Annotated in this window: 9 protein-coding genes; 2 read left to right on the top strand and 7 right to left on the bottom strand. The window is 36.5% G+C overall.

Going from position 1 to position 16170, the window contains the following annotated elements; all coding sequences use genetic code 11:
- The 4 genes from ACFX5F_RS15010 to ACFX5F_RS14995 all read right to left on the bottom strand — a co-directional run.
- Nucleotides 1–4187, bottom strand: a 4187-nt coding sequence (locus ACFX5F_RS15010; protein ID WP_379852842.1) for a beta strand repeat-containing protein, incomplete at its 3' end; no start/stop codon positions are given.
- A gap of 646 nt (nt 4188–4833) precedes the next feature.
- On the bottom strand, nt 4834–6837 hold the full coding sequence (locus ACFX5F_RS15005; RefSeq protein WP_379852841.1) for a protein-disulfide reductase DsbD family protein: 2004 nt from the start codon (nt 6835–6837) through the stop codon (nt 4834–4836).
- On the bottom strand, nt 6837–8147 hold the full coding sequence (tilS, locus tag ACFX5F_RS15000) for a tRNA lysidine(34) synthetase TilS (RefSeq protein WP_379852840.1): 1311 nt from the start codon (nt 8145–8147) through the stop codon (nt 6837–6839). Before tilS ends, ACFX5F_RS15005 begins: the two co-directional genes overlap by 1 nt.
- A gap of 27 nt (nt 8148–8174) precedes the next feature.
- Nucleotides 8175–9461 carry an anthranilate synthase component I family protein gene (locus ACFX5F_RS14995; RefSeq protein ID WP_379852839.1) on the bottom strand — a complete coding sequence of 429 codons (1287 nt, stop codon included), beginning with the start codon at nt 9459–9461 and terminating at the stop codon, nt 8175–8177.
- Between the two features lie 324 nt (nt 9462–9785).
- Between ACFX5F_RS14995 and ACFX5F_RS14990 the strand changes: the two genes are divergently transcribed.
- Nucleotides 9786–10163 (top strand): DoxX family membrane protein, encoded by a 378-nt coding sequence (locus tag ACFX5F_RS14990; protein ID WP_379852838.1) that lies wholly within the window; start codon nt 9786–9788, stop codon nt 10161–10163.
- A gap of 78 nt (nt 10164–10241) precedes the next feature.
- Here ACFX5F_RS14990 and lpdA read toward each other — a convergent pair whose 3' ends face one another.
- Both lpdA and ACFX5F_RS14980 read right to left on the bottom strand, forming a co-directional pair.
- On the bottom strand, nt 10242–11645 hold the full coding sequence (lpdA, locus tag ACFX5F_RS14985; protein ID WP_379852836.1) for a dihydrolipoyl dehydrogenase: 1404 nt from the start codon (nt 11643–11645) through the stop codon (nt 10242–10244).
- A gap of 345 nt (nt 11646–11990) precedes the next feature.
- Nucleotides 11991–12449 (bottom strand): Lrp/AsnC family transcriptional regulator, encoded by a 459-nt coding sequence (locus ACFX5F_RS14980; protein ID WP_379852835.1) that lies wholly within the window; start codon nt 12447–12449, stop codon nt 11991–11993.
- 285 nt (nt 12450–12734) lie between these two features.
- Here ACFX5F_RS14980 and ACFX5F_RS14975 point away from each other — a divergent pair, with 285 nt between their 5' ends.
- Nucleotides 12735–13961: an aminotransferase class I/II-fold pyridoxal phosphate-dependent enzyme gene (locus ACFX5F_RS14975; RefSeq protein WP_379852834.1), complete on the top strand. Its 1227-nt coding sequence runs from the start codon at nt 12735–12737 to the stop codon at nt 13959–13961.
- Nucleotides 13962–14136: 175 nt separating this feature from the next.
- Here ACFX5F_RS14975 and ACFX5F_RS14970 read toward each other — a convergent pair whose 3' ends face one another.
- Nucleotides 14137–16068 carry an amino acid permease gene (locus ACFX5F_RS14970; RefSeq protein WP_379852833.1) on the bottom strand — a complete coding sequence of 644 codons (1932 nt, stop codon included), beginning with the start codon at nt 16066–16068 and terminating at the stop codon, nt 14137–14139.
- Nucleotides 16069–16170: the final 102 nt, after the last annotated feature.

The following is a 16170-nucleotide window of genomic DNA, read 5'->3' as shown; positions in this document are numbered from 1 at the left end:
GTTACCGTGAAGCTATCGCTGTGGGTATTCTTTGAAGCATCCGTTGCGGTATAGGTTATCGTGGTTGAGCCTAATGGGAAGGTTGAACCTGATGCTGGACCAGCTGTTTGTGCTATTGTTGCTGAACAGTTGTCTGCTGCTGTTGGAGCAGTCCAACTAGCTACAGCTCCGCATACTCCTGTATCGTTAGTTTTAACGATGGACACAGGAAGACTAACTATTGTTGGGTCCTCTGTATCGCTAACCGTTACCGTGAAGCTATCGCTGTGGGTATTCTTTGAAGCATCCGTTGCGGTATAGGTTATCGTGGTTGAGCCTAATGGGAAGGTTGAACCTGATGCTGGACCAGCTGTTTGTGCTATTGTTGCTGAACAGTTGTCCGTTGCTGTTGGAGCAGTCCAACTAGCTACAGCTCCGCATACTCCTGTATCGTTAGTTTTAACGATGGACACAGGAAGACTAACTATTGTTGGGTTCTCTGTATCCGCAATAATAACTGTAAAACTACAACTAGCTGTACCACATGTATTAGCAGCACTAATAGTAACATTTGTTATTCCTTTATTAAAAGTTGAACCACTGCCTGAACCACTGCCGCTTCCTGTTGTTGCGCCAGTAAATGCATAGGTAACTGTCACTGAAGGCGTGCCTGTTGCTGCAGAGGTATAAGATACCACAGCGGTGCAAACACCCGGATCTGTATTTTTTAAAATATTTAAAGGACATATAGTAAATGAAGGCTCTTTATTTACAGTTACAGTTGCAGTGATCGCAGGACCCGCGCATCCTCCGATAGTTGGTATAATAGTAAAAATCGTTGACTGCGCCGTGGCAGTTGTATTACTCACTATACCTGAAATATTTCCTGTGCCACTAATTGCTATACCCGTTATGTTAGAAGTATTATCACGTGTCCAGTTAAAAACAGTACTGCCCACATTGCTCGATAAAACAATTGTTGTTATGGAGGTGTCTGAACAAATAGTTTGGGTAACAGGTGTTGCAACTGCATTTGGAGTTGGGTTTACTATTACTGTAGCAGTGATAGGTGTACCAGCACATCCATTTGCTGTAGGTGTAATAGTAAATGTAACCGTTTTGATTGTTGCAGTGTTATTAGTAATTACAGAACTGATATCTCCACTGCCACTTGCAGGAACAATATCAACACTTCCTGTTGTGCTGCTTGTCCATGAATAAGTTGTACCACTAACATTGGAACTGAGTACAATTGTGGTTATAGCATTTCCGGAACAAATTGTCTGACTTGAAGGAGTTGCTACAACATTGGGTGTTGGCTTAACAGAAATCGTAAATGTTTTTGCAGTTCCGGAACAGCCATTGACTACCGGTGCAACTGTAATCGTTGCTGCTACTGCTGTTGTTCCGCTAGTGGTTGCCGTGAAAGGTGCAATATTTCCACTACCACTTGCTGCTAATCCTATACTTGCATTATCATTTGTCCAGTTAAAAGTAGTGCCGCTTACTGCTCCGCTAAAGGTTACTGCTGTAGTAGCAGCATTATTGCAAACTGTTTGATTTGACGGTTGATTTACTGTTGGTGTGGGATTAACAATAATCGAAAATGTCTTTGCAGTTCCGGGACAGCCATTGGCCACCGGCGTAACTGTAATGCTTGCTGTTACTGTTGTTGCTCCAGTGTTTGTTGCTGTAAAAGATGTAATATCTCCACTGCCACTTGCTGCCAATCCTATACTGGTAGTATTATTTGTCCAGTTAAAAGTGGTTCCAATTACTGCACCGCTAACTATTATTGCATTTGTAGAAGCATTGTTACATACGATTTGATTTGATGGCTGTGTTACTGTTGGTGTTGGATTAACCAATACGGTTGCAGTAATAGCAGTGCCTGGGCAACTGTTTGCTGTAGGTGTAATGGTGAAAGTTACTGTTACCGGTGTACTGCCTGTATTTGTTAGTGCACCTGAAATGTTTCCACTGCCACTTGCAGCTATTCCGGTTACATTACCGGTATTGTCTCTTGTCCAATTATATACTGTGCCGCTTACATTGCCGCTTAATACTATGCTGGTAATGGTACTAGCCGAACATATAGTTTGAGAAGGTAGTGTAGAAACTGCATTCGGTGTTGGATTAACCAATACTGTATAATTGGCCACTGCTCCAGTACAACCAGCGGCTGAAGGAGTAATAGCATAGGTAACTGTTCCTTGCGTTGTTCCTGCTGTAGATATTGTTTGAACAGGTATGGTACCGGTGCCACTTGCAGTGAAACCTAATACACCTGCCGTAGCTGATGCCGTCCATGCAAAGGTCGTTCCGCTAACATTAGATGTAAGAGTAACCAGTGTTGTGTTTCCACCAGAACAAATAGTTTGTGTTAATGGTGAATTGGTAACCGATGGTTTTGGATTTACCAGTACTGTATAATTGGTCACTGCTCCCGAACAACCAGCGGCTGTAGGAGTAATGACATAGGTAACTTTTCCTTGCGTTATTCCTGTAGTAGATATTGTTTGAACAGGAATGGTACCGGTGCCACTTGCAGTGAAACCTGATACACCTACTGTAGCTGATGCCGTCCATGCAAAGGTCGTTCCGCTAACATCAGCAGTAAGAGTAACCAGTGTTGTACTTCCACCTGAACAAATAGATTGTGTTAATGGTGAATTAGTAACAGATGGTTTTGGATTAACCAGTACTGTATAATTGGTCACTGCTCCCGGACAACCAGCGGCTGTAGGAGTAATGGCATAGGTAACTGTTCCTTGCGTTGTTCCTGTAGTAGATATTGTTTGAACAGGTATGGTACCGGTACCACTTGCAGTGAAACCTGATACACCTGCTGTAGCTGTTGCCGTCCATGCAAAGGTCGTTCCGCTAACGTCAGCAGTAAGAGTAACCAGTGTTGTACTTCCACCTGAACAAATAGATTGTGTTAATGGTGAATTGGTAACAGATGGTTTTGGATTAACCAGTACTGTATAATTGGTCACTGCTCCCGGACAACCAGCGGCTGTAGGAGTAATGGCATAGATAACTGTTCCTTGCGTTGTTCCTGTAGCAGATATTGTTTGAACAGGTATGGTACCGGTGCCACTTGCAGTGAAACCTGATACACCTGCAGCTGCTGATGCCGTCCATGCAAAGGTCGTTCCGCTAACGTCAGCAGTAAGAGTAACGAGTGTTGTACTTCCACCGGAACAAATAGTTTGTGTTAACGGTGAATTGTTAACAGATGGTTTAGGATTAACTGTTGGTAATGTTGCCGTATTGGTGCTTACGGGTGTTAATGAACAATTAGGTGTAACATCTGTACGTGTAACTAATGTAATCGTTATTGTCTGAACATTGTTTGCTGTTGTTAATGCAATCGTGCTAAAAGTAGCTACACCGGAACCATTTGATGTAACAGTAGCTGTTTGGGTACCTGCAGTACCACCAACAGTATAGTTTATAGTTTGTGCTGTGTTTGCTAATAAACCACTTAAGGTTATTGTGGCACTTCCTCCGGTACACACAACAGTTGAACTTGAACCTGTACCTGTTAATGTTGGATTTGCATTTACAGTCAATATAACTGTATTTGATGATGTTACCGTTCCACCGCCATTTTTTGCTGCGATAACATCATATGTACCAGCATCACTTGTAGCAACGCTACTAATTGAAAAAGTGGACACACTAGTTGTTGCAATAACGAAACCATTCTTTCTCCATTGGTATGGTGATGTTACTCCAGATGTTGAAGTAGTAAATATTACACTCGTCCCAACACATAATGGTGTTGCGGAAATGCTGATGTTTATTGCATCCGTAAACACAACAGCCGCATGATACCCAGAGGCAATGCCATCCGCAGTAGCTATTAAAGTAGAACCGACACAATCGTCTTCGCAGACATGCCAAGTCGTAATGATTATTCCGTTCACCATGCCATCAAGGTCTTCGACGCTGCCGTCTTTGACTGTCCAGGGCTGGTGATCAGCCCCGCTATCCGAGGTGCCATCGTAATGCAGCACTAAGAAGGTAACTGTTTCACCAAGTTGAAAACCGTTTCCCGTAAAGGTTGCCGTCGTTCCCGGTGCATAGTCCTCCTTATCGGAGGTTAGGGTTGCCTGCCCAAAAGCCACACTTGCAAAAAACAAATTGGCTATTAAAAAAACAATCGATAAAAAATGGGATTTGTGTAAAAATGTCTTCATAACTAATTGAATTAAAATAATAAAATAACGAATTAGGGCTGTTTTACTTAAAATCTAAATGCTGAAGGAACTTTTTGAAGTTGTATCCATTTAACATAATTTTATAAAATTTCTATCTTTTTTAAACAAAAAATCTTACAATAATTACCTAAATTTCAAATACTTACAGACTAAGTTAAATAATTAAGAATACATTAGTATTAATTTTTATACATTTCCGACTAACAGAATAAAAAAAACTACGAACTACCTATTTTGTGTTTTTTAGAAGAATAAAAAGCAAACCAAACAGGAATTTATCAACTTTTGATCCTTTATTTCGACTCAAAAAAAATAGGAATCTAATTTGATAATTAAATCAAAACTATTTTTCTAAGTAAAAACGAATTGTTTATTTTTAAAATCTATACTTTAATTTAGAATCTTTTGAGCAAAAAACAGACTGGGATAATACTGTAAATAAAACGAAGGCATTAGTTCAAAACACGAACAATGGCATAAAACATAGTCGAAATAAAGACGTTATGGTACTTCTTTTAAATCGTCTAATAACATTTAAATAGGGTGCATAATTAGTTACACCACAAAAAAAACCTGTTCACAGCGTTGAACAGGTTTGAATATTTTAAAAAAATACTTTGAGATTCTATTTTTTGAATTTGGAGATACCGGTTTTTAACCAACTTGCATACTCCTCCACTCCTACATAACTGATAGTTGGTTTGTCTTCATTCAGACTATTCCCTTGCAAATCTGTTAAAACATACAAAGGCTGCGTATTGGTTTTATATTTCGAAATCATGAAATCAGTCCACTTATCCCCTGTTGTTGTGATTTCTGCACCGGTAGTTTTAGATACAGATTGTTCTTCTTTAGGCAATTCCCGTTTATCATCTACATACAACGAAATTAACACGATTTCGTTTTTCAATTGGGATAATACACGAGGATCAGACCACACATTATTTTCCATTTTTCTGCAATTCACGCAGGCATAACCCGTAAAATCTAGCATTATGGGCTTGTTTACCGTTTTGGCGTAAGCCAAACCTTTTTCATAATCATCAAAAACGACCAGACCGTGCGGTCCTATTTTTGCCCCATCCGGTAAAACAGCTGCCGATTCCATTGCTCCCGAACCTCCAAAACCCATTGGGCTTTCGCTATATTCCATTGGTGGCGGAAAAGCATTAATTAATTTTAATGGTGCTCCCCAAAGTCCGGGTATTAAATAAATCGTAAACATTAAAACGACTAGTCCAAAAGATAATCTTCCCACAGAAATATGAGGCAAAGGACTATCGTGCGGTAAAGTAATTTTTCCGAATAAATAAAGGGCCAAAACTCCAAAAATAGCAATCCAAATTGCCAAGAAAACTTCTCTTTCCAATAAATGCAATTGCAAAACTAAATCAGCATTCGACAAAAATTTGAAAGCCAAAGCCAATTCTAGAAAACCTAAAACTACTTTAACTGTATTCAGCCATCCGCCTGATTTTGGTAAAGAATGCAACCAACCCGGGAACATGGCAAATAGCATAAATGGTAAGGCTAATGCCAAGGAGAAACCGAACATTCCTATAATTGGAGCGATACCTCCCTTAGAAGCGGCTTCAACCAATAATGTCCCTACTATAGGTCCCGTACAGGAGAACGACACTATGGCAAGTGCCAATGCCATAAATAAAATTCCAACGATTCCTCCTCTGTCTGCCTGACTGTCTACTTTATTAGCCCAAGATTGAGGCAACATAATTTCGAATGCACCAAGAAATGAAAAGGCAAAAATAATCAATAAAAGGAAGAAAATGATATTAAACCAAACATTGGTAGACAACGCATTCAGAGCACCGGCACCAAAAATCCAAGTCACTAAAAACCCTAATACGACATAGATAAATATAATCGAAACCCCATAAATAAGTGCGTTTTTAATCCCTTTGGCCCTTGATTTACTTTGTTTCGTAAAGAAACTTACCGTCATGGGAATCATCGGGAAAACACAGGGCGTAAGCAACGCGGCAAATCCAGAGAAAAAAGCGATAAAAAATATAGACCATAGCCCTCTTTTACTTACCGGATTTGCATCAAGCATACTTACTTTTGCTGGAACAACGGTCGCTTTTTCTACTTCTGTTTTTACAACGGTTGAATCTACTTTTACAGATTCTGATTTAACAACTTCAACCGAAGTTTTTAAAAGGGAAGGGATCGAAAAAGTGAATTTTTTTTCTAAATTAATACACGCTTCTTTACAAACCTGATAATTCAAATCGACCTCTATTTTAGTAAGCTTTGGGTTTGTGATTTTAATTTCTTGTTGAATTTGAGCTTTATCGTGAAAAAAAGTTTCATTAACACCAAAAACATCATTAAAAGCGGTAGTAGTTTTGCTTTCTTTGGCTTTGCCAACTAAGTTAAAATTACCTTTTTGATTTTTGAAAACAACTTCTAATGCCAGCGGTCCTCCATCTGGCGTAAACTGCGAATACATATGCCAGTCTTTTTCAATAACTGCATTGAAAGTCAACAAATAAGTGTTCTCCGATTTTTTCTCAATTTTGGTTGTCCATTTTGCAGGATCCAGAATCTGTGCATTTCCTTTGGCGAAAGCCAAAAAAACAAGTAGTAAAAAAATAATTTTTCTCATTATTCTAATTGTATTTTAAGTATATTTTTTGTTGTATTTTCTATTCTAAAGCGTTCATCCTGACGTATTCCAATTACCCAGACTATTTCGTTATCAGAATATAAAAGCCACGTATTATCTTTATCGATCAAGGACAATTTTTCGTCTTTAAAGAGCTTACTCACTTTCTTAGATTTGCCTTCCATCCCAAAAGGCTGAAAAACTGCTCCTTCATTCCAATGACGTAAAACCAACGGAAATTTTAATTTATCCGCATCAACAAATATAGTTGTATTTGAAACTAAACTTATGTCCGCTACTTTACTAAACGAAAGATTTAAGGGAATCTTAACTTCTTGCTGATCTTCATAAATGAAATATTCTTCCTCCTTATCTACGAAATTTATCGGACTTAGGATTAAGGAATTCCTGTCCTTCAATAAACGAAACTCCGAAGAAAATACCTGTTTACCAGATTGACTTTCAACCAAAGCATATATATCATCCCATGCCGAAAATCCAAATTCATTGAGCCATTGGTACAAATACGATTTATAATTAGGCAACTTCTTCAGCTGCTTCAAATCAAAATGAATGTCGTCCCCTTCTTGCTTTGCCACTTGCTGATAAACCATTATTGAAGCATCTTCAACCATGTCTTGCGCTTCCTGCAAATAGGTTTGTGTTTTTTGAAAAGAAGTTATAAAATTTGGATTTAAATCTTTTAAAATCGGAACTAAATGATGCCGGATTTTATTTCGAAGGTATTTATCAGAAGCATTACTGCTGTCTTCTCTCCATTGAATATTATTTTCTTTGGCATAATTTTCAATTTCCTGTCTTGAAAACTGTAAAAGTGGCCGAATTATATTTTCATTTTGCTCCGGAATTCCGGTCAAACCTTCTAATCCGGTACCTCGACTAAGATTAATTAGAAAAGTTTCTAAATTATCATCAGCGTGATGTGCGGTCAATATATAGTCGTACTTTTCTGTTTCCAAAAGCTCATAAAACCAGTTGTATCGCAATTCGCGAGCGGCAACTTGAGTAGATAATTTATAGTCATCGGCAAAAGCTTTAGTATCAAATTGTGTTACAAAAATAGGAATCGTATTCGCATCAACATATTCCTGAACAAATTTTTGATCTTCAAAACTTTCTATTCCCCGAAGTTGAAAATTGCAATGCGCGATGGCTATTTTATAATTTAGCTTATGGAACAAATGAGCCATTACCATACTGTCTAATCCTCCGCTCGTGGCAAGAAACAACTTTTTCCCTTTTAAAAACTGGAAATTATGGCTAAGATGATCTTCGAATTTTTTAATCATTTTCAAAAGTAATTAATTCATTCCAATTTAGCTCAATACTTCACGCATTGCTTTGGCTTTAAGCAAACATTCCTCATATTCTTTTTCAGGAACGGATTGTGCAGTAATAGCACTTCCCACTGAAAACGAAACGTATTTTTTTTCTTCGTTATACAAAATACTTCGGATTACCACATTGAAGTCAAAATCGCCACTTGGCGTAAAATAACCCACAGCACCACTGTACAAACCACGTTTTGTTTCTTCCGATTCTTCAATAATTTTTAATGCCGAAATTTTTGGCGCTCCAGTCATACTTCCCATAGGAAAAGTAGTTTTTATAGCATCTACAGCGGTGTACTGATGATCTAATTTTGCAGTAACTGTAGAAATCATTTGGTGTACCTGCATAAATGAATAAATGGCACACAACTCAGTAACTGCAACAGAACCTTTTTGAGCCGTTCTAGACAAATCATTCCGAACTAAATCAGTAATCATAATATTTTCGGCACGTTCTTTTGGGTCTGAAGCCAATTGATTTTTTGATTTTTCGTCTTCAATTGGATCTAAAAATCGTTTGCTCGTTCCTTTAATAGGTTGTGAAATTAATACTTCTCCTTGTTTCCTTAAATAACGTTCCGGTGAGGCTGATAGTAAAAAATGTTTATTGTTTTTAAAATAAATTGCAAACGGAGGCTGAGAAATTTCGTTGAGTTTTATAAATTTTTCTAATGGATTGATAATTGCATTTTCAGCAAAAAACTCCATACAAAAATTAACCTCATAAATATCCCCTTGATGAATGTGTTCTAATAATTTCGAAACTTTTTGAAGATAATTTTCCTTCGGGATTCGTTGTTGAATATCTATTTGTGAATTCTGATTACTGAACACTGAACACTGAACACTTATTTTTTCAAAATCGTCTTCAATTTCATCATCACACATATTGAGATACTGAATTTCGAGTTCATTGCCTTTCAATAAAAATATTTTTTTTGGTTGAAAGAAAAACAAATCAGGAAAACCCAACCCATCAAAATTATTGGATTTCAAATGTTCAACATCATTTTTTAAATCGTACGATAAATAACCAAAAAGCCAATCTTTCGTGATTTGCTGGTATTGCTTTAAATCTTCAAAAGCGCTGTTATAGTCAGTTTTTATAGAAGTAAAAGCATCTACAGCGAGAATGCAATCATAGCTGGAATACTGTTGTGGATACTCATTGCTATCCATAAAAATGATTTCACGGAATTGTTGTCCCCAAAATAAAAGTTGCTGTTTAAACACCTTTGGATCCGAAATTTGCTTAAAAATTGAAGTTCTCAAAAATTATTTATCTTTAAAATTCAAAATTACGACAAAATACTTCCGTCAATAATAGATTACTGTAAAAATTAACTGATTTTTTTGTAAATTTGTTATAGTAGATTGATTTTTAATTTCTTAACCTTTTTAAATCACTATTGTCTGATCAGTCTGATTCCTTAAGAATTTAGCGGTTTAAGGACTCCAAAATTATTTTATTTTACTCTAAAATGGGTTTAAATTTAAATCTACATTTAGTTATAAGCAAATGGGAATTTTTTAAAGAATGAAAGTGCCAAATCTCAATAATATATTTTAAATATGTAACCAATAAAACCATATATCATGAAAATTGCCATCATCATTATTCGATCTTTACTTGGCCTATTATTTCTCTACACCTCAATCAGTTTCTTTTTACACCTATCACCTGAGGCTGAAACAACCGGAAACTTCAAAGCTTTTAATGTCGGTTTAATGGCGTCTACTTATTTGATGCCTTTAGCAAAATCTTTAGAATTTCTTTGCGGAATTTCATTTATTACTGGTCGATATGTAACGCTTGCTAACCTTATCATTTTGCCCGTTACTTTAAATATATTATTGATTAATTTTTTCCTAACCCCAGAGAACTTGCCAATTGCTTTATTTGTATTTTTTGGAAATATCTTCTTAATTTTTAGCCATTGGGAAAATTATAAAAGTGTATTTGTTGCTAAATAATTTTAGTCCAAATATTGAAAAAACCCGTCTTCTATTAAAAGGAGACGGGTTTCTTTATATTAAAATATATTTTTTTACTTACACGTGTAATGCTCTATTATCTGTAGCGGCAAGTGCTGCTTCTTTTATCGCTTCTGCAAATGTTGGATGCGCATGAGACATTCTAGAAATATCTTCGGCAGATGCTTTGAATTCCATTGCGGTAACTGCTTCAGCAATTAAATCAGCACAACGAGCACCAATCATGTGTACGCCGAGAACTTCATCTGTTTTTGCATCAGCAAGAATTTTTACAAATCCGTCTAAATCTCCACCTGCCCTTGCACGACCTAAAGCTTTGAAAGGGAAGCTTCCTGACTTGAAATCTACGCCAGCGGCTTTCAATTGCTCTTCTGTTTGTCCTACAGCAGCCACTTCTGGCCAAGTGTAAACAACACCAGGAATCAAATTATAGTCAATATGCGGTTTTTGACCAGCTAATATTTCCGCAACCATTGTACCTTCTTCCTCTGCTTTGTGTGCTAGCATTGCTCCACGTACCACATCACCAATCGCATAGATATTTGGAACGCTAGTTTGTAAATGATCGTTTACTTCTACCATTCCTCTGTCTGATATTTTTACACCTGCTTTATCCGCATTCAATCCATCAGTGTACGGACGACGTCCTACAGAAACCAGCGCATAATTTCCTTCAAGTGTAATCGTTTCTCCTTTTGCATTTTCAGCTTGAACAGCAACGATATCACCGTTTCTTTCTACTGATTTCACTTTGTGTGAAACGTAGAATTTCATGCCTTGTTTTTTTAATACTTTAGTCAATTCTTTAGACAATGAAGCATCCATTCCTGGAATGATACGGTCCATGAATTCCACTACAGAAACTTGCGCTCCCAATCGTAAATATACTTGTCCAAGTTCAATTCCAATAACTCCACCGCCAATAATTACCAAATGCTTTGGTACTTCCGGTAATTTCAATGCTTCAGTCGAAGTAATGATTCTTTCTTTATCAATTTTGATAAACGGCAAAGAAGAAGGTTTAGAACCTGTCGCGATAATTATATTTTTAGCTGCGATAGTTTCAGAAGTTCCATCTGCTTTTGTAACAGCAACGTGCGTAGCATCAACAAATGAACCCAATCCTTCGAGAACGGTAATTTTATTTTTGTCCATTAAAAATTTCACACCACCTGAAGTTTGATCAACAACCGCTTGTTTGCGTGCAATCATTTTTTCAAGATTCACTTTTACTTCCCCTGAAACTTCAATTCCATGGTCTGCAAAATGAGCAATTTCGCTGTAATGATGGGAAGAAGCGAGTAATGCTTTTGAAGGGATACAACCTACATTCAGGCAAGTTCCTCCCAGCGTGGAATATTTTTCGATAATTGCTGTTTTGAAACCCAACTGCGCACAACGAATTGCTGATACATATCCGCCTGGTCCAGAACCTATAATGACTACGTCAAATGAACTCATAGTATATTTTTTTATGGTGTTTTTATAAAATGTTGCACAAAATTAAGGAATTAAGTTTTGTTTAAAGTTTAATTCAGCAGGTTTTTTGTTATGATTTTTTAGCAATTACGATTACATATTAATGCGAATTCATTTTTTGTACCGTTAGGCACTACATATAGGTAGTAATTAGATTTAAAATTCGTTAACGTGCCGTAGGTATGCGACAAAACGATAAATGTTGCGTATCTACGGCACGCTAAATTCGTTCCTATTCATGTTTTCTACCAAAATTTAGTGCCTAACGGCACATTTAAACCCTTGATTCGCATCATTAATGAAATGCTTTCCAAATGTTTAATATTTCTAAATATCAACAATTGTAGTATTTTTTACTTCGCTAATCATAAAGGTACTGTGTGTGCTGCCAATATGCTGTAATGTAGTCAGTTTTGTAACCAAAAATTCCCGATAGGCTTCCATATCTTTTACTACTATTTTCAGGATATAATCATAATCACCACTCACATGATGGCACTCTAAAACTTCCTTTAGTTTCACCACTTCACTTTCGAACTTCGTAAGAAACTCTTTGGTGTGTTGTATCAATTTGAGATGACAGAAAACCACAAAACCTTTTTTGACTTTTGAACGATTGATTAACACAACGTATTTATCGATAATTCCTTCTCTTTCCAGCTTTTTGATTCGTTCGTAAACGGCAGTAACCGAAAGATTGAGTTTTAAAGAAAGTTCTTTGGTTGTTTTTTTACTATCGGATTGTAACAAAAAAAGCAGTTTTTTATCGATGGCGTCTAGTGTCATTATTTTGAAGTATTTGAAGTGAAATAAAATCTAAATAAATCCTATTTAGAAAGCTAATTTAGAAAATTAATTTACATATACATAATTTTATAGTTTTAAAATCCAATATTAAACGATAGTGTTGATTATTAATCTAGAACACTGTTATTTTGAAATAGATTTTATTCAGATCGAAATCCAATAGCCCTGATAGAAGCGGCATCCTTTCTAGTCCTGAACTTGGTTCAGGACTAGAAAGATATAGCGAATAGCAGGAATAGCTTCAAATAACAATAAAAAACAATTATGAAAAATTTCAATCCCGCAGACAACATTCAGGATTTACAGTATTTTGGAGAATTTGGAGGTGTAAATCCATCGATTTCTGATTCATCAACCTATACTTTCCTTTCGGCAAAGACGATGTTCGATACTTTTGAAGGCAACATGGAAGGGTGCTACTTGTACTCGCGTCATTCTTCACCAAGTAATTTATATTTGGACAAAGCCTTGGCGGCGATGGAAGGAACAGAATCTGCAAATGTTTCGGCTTCAGGAATGGGTGCGATCACTCCTACTCTATTGCAATTATGCGGAACCGGTGATCACATTGTTTCCAGCAGAACAATATATGGCGGAACATACGCTTTCTTGAAGAATTTCACGCCAAGATTAGGCATTAAAACTAGTTTTGTCGACATCACAAAACTTGATGTTGTGGAAGCTGCCATTACTCCCGACACTAAAGTTTTGTATTGTGAAACGGTGAGTAATCCTTTACTGGAAGTGGCTGATATTGAAGGTTTGGCAAAAATTGCAAAAAGACATAATTTAACGCTTGTGGTTGACAATACTTTTTCACCATTGTCCGTTTCTCCGGCAAGATTAGGCGCTGATATTGTGATTCACAGTTTGACAAAATACATCAACGGAAGCAGTGATACGGTGGGTGGTGTAACTTGTGCTTCACAAGAATTTATTGACAGCTTAAAAAATGTAAATAGTGGTGCCAGCATGTTACTTGGGCCAACAATGGATAGCTTACGTTCCGCGAGTGTGATGAAAAACTTACGCACATTACATATTCGTATGAAACAACACAGCCACAATGCGATGTATCTTGCCCAACGTTTTGAAAAAGACGGACTAAAAACAGTGTATCCTGGATTAGAAAGTCATCCAAGCCACAAAATCTATAAAACCATGATCAATCCTGAATATGGTTTTGGAGGAATGATGACATTAGACGTTGGAACTTTGGCGAAAGCCAATGAATTGATGGAATTGATGCAAGCAAAAAATCTGGGTTACCTTGCTGTAAGCTTAGGATTTTACAAAACCTTATTTAGCGCACCGGGAACTTCAACATCTAGTGAAATTCCAATGGAGGAACAAATAGAAATGGGATTGACTGATGGATTGATTCGTTTTTCTATAGGTTTAGACAACGACATCGAAAGAACCTATCAGATGATGAAAGCCTGCATGATGGAATTAGAAATTCTGAAAAGCGAATCTATTTTGATGGTATAATATTTTTTTAGTTTTTTTGTTAGAAGCCGTTTGAAGCCATTTCGAACGGCTTTTTTTTAGTTTAAACCAAAAAAAACGTCTTGAACAAACAAGACGTTTTCATATGCAAATCTTAATTTTCTTAATTTCTTAATGGTTTAGTTTACAATTACAAGATGTTTTGAAATCTAAAAATTTAAGCTTCTATAGAATTCAATTTACTGTTATTACGGCTGAAGCCAAAATAAATTACCAGACCTATTAACAACCATATCGTAAAGTAAATCCAGTTCCAAACACTTAATTCAGCCATCATATACAAACAGCAAATCAGTCCTAATAAAGGAATCAATGATAAATTTTCTTTGAAAGACCACACGGATAATCCAACCAAAACGATCAGAAAAATCCACATTGGAATTTTGTGTTTGAACAAACCAAAACCACTTTCATATTTAATGGAATCCGCAACTGGCAAATCAGAAATTACGGAAGCATATTTGGCATCATCTTGTTGGTATTGATTCAATAAAAGTTCTAAATCTGGCGTTCCTGTTGTCGCATTTTTAGCATCAACACTTACTAAATAATTATATACTTTTTGAGTTTCCTCTTTATTTAATGAGGTTATAATACCAGCTGAATTATTGATTTGAGTTTCATTAGTAATGAAATCCATTGTATTTTTTTTATTGTATCCAAAGGAAAAAACCAATCCCATAATCAATAAGACAGGCATGATAAATTTTGAATTCACATAAGGAGTTTTGAATTTTCCTCGAGGAATATCCGTTCTGTTTTGCAAAGCTAAAACTCCTGCGCAAACCAAAACAAAGGCAAATAAAGTTCCTATACTGCATAAATCTGTAACCATCGTCAGATTCAAAAACAAAGCAGGAATTGCTACTACAAAACCGGTAACGATTGTAGCATAAGATGGTGTTTTGAATTTAGGATGCACTTTCGAAAAACGTTTTGGCAATAAACCATCACGACTCATACTCATCCAGATACGTGGTTGCCCCATTTGAAATACCAATAAAACACTCGCCATAGCAATTACTGCACTTACTGCAATAATTCCCGACATCCATTTTAAATGCAATTTATCAAATACGAATGCTAAAGGATCTCCTACATTCAATTCGTTGTAGCTTACCATTCCTGTTAAAACTAATGCGATTGCTATATATAAAATGGTACAAATAATAATTGCCCACATCATCCCTTTAGGCAAATCACGCTGCGGATCTTTACATTCTTCGGCAGTTGTGGAGATAGCGTCAAAGCCAATGTAGGCAAAAAATACCGCCGAAACTCCTTTTAAAACTCCTGTCGCTCCATTAGGTGCAAACGGATGCCAGTTATCAACATCTACATAAAAAATCCCAACAGCAATAACCAAAAGTACGATACATAATTTTACAACAACCATTATATTACTGGCGTTGCGAGACTCTTTCATACCGCGATATACCAAAGCAGTAATCAATACAATGATTAATAAAGCAGGTAAATCAGCCACTAGGTGAAAAGAACCAATAACCGGCGAAGTTGTCCATGCTGTATAAGCACCTTGTGTTGCTAAACTTAAATTTTCAAATGTTTTTCCACCTTGCATCAAAGCAGTGGCATCTTTAAAACCATTGGAAGCAGATAAATAATCCATTTGGGCGTATTGTGGAAGATGAATTCCCATACTATCGAGTAATCCTGTAAAATAATCACTCCACGATATGGCGACCGTTATGTTACCCACGGCATATTCCATGATTAATGCCCAACCTATAATCCAAGCGATTATTTCTCCAAAAGCAACATAGGAATAGGTATAAGCACTTCCAGATACGGGCACCATCGAAGCAAATTCCGCATAAGCAAAAGCTGCGAAGCTGCACGCTATGGCGGTAAATAAAAATAAAAAGATAACGGCAGGACCTCCATCAGCACTTGCTTTACCAATTGTACTAAAAATACCGGCGCCAACAATTGCTGCAATTCCAAAAGCGGTCAAATCGCGAGCGGTTAAGTGTTTCCCCAGTGCGTTATGTCCATCTGCATTATTCTTTTCAACTTGTTTTAAAATATCTTGTACTGTTTTCTTTCTGAATAAACCCTTTAATGCCATATTGTAAATTTTATCATTAAATATTAATATACCGTAATTTTTGAGCTTTAATTTTGCAAATAATGTAAATTTTATTCGAAAATCAAAAGCATTAAACAATTT

This window comes from Flavobacterium zhoui, assembly GCF_042787235.1.
Classification (GTDB): Bacteria; Bacteroidota; Bacteroidia; order Flavobacteriales; family Flavobacteriaceae; genus Flavobacterium; species Flavobacterium zhoui.
This window is presented reverse-complemented; position numbering and strand designations above follow the sequence as displayed.

Bases quoted from the DNA above. Each gene is read 5' to 3' on its own strand.
- ACFX5F_RS15005 (WP_379852841.1), bottom strand. From the start codon at position 6,837: ATGAGAAAAATTATTTTTTTACTACTTGTTTTTTTGGCTTTCGCCAAA.
- tilS (WP_379852840.1), bottom strand. From the start codon at position 8,147: ATGATTAAAAAATTCGAAGATCATCTTAGCCATAATTTCCAGTTTTTA.
- ACFX5F_RS14990 (WP_379852838.1), top strand. From the start codon at position 9,786: ATGAAAATTGCCATCATCATTATTCGATCTTTACTTGGCCTATTATTT.
- lpdA (WP_379852836.1), bottom strand. From the start codon at position 11,645: ATGAGTTCATTTGACGTAGTCATTATAGGTTCTGGACCAGGCGGATAT.
- ACFX5F_RS14980 (WP_379852835.1), bottom strand. From the start codon at position 12,449: ATGACACTAGACGCCATCGATAAAAAACTGCTTTTTTTGTTACAATCC.
- ACFX5F_RS14975 (WP_379852834.1), top strand. From the start codon at position 12,735: ATGAAAAATTTCAATCCCGCAGACAACATTCAGGATTTACAGTATTTT.
- ACFX5F_RS14970 (WP_379852833.1), bottom strand. From the start codon at position 16,068: ATGGCATTAAAGGGTTTATTCAGAAAGAAAACAGTACAAGATATTTTA.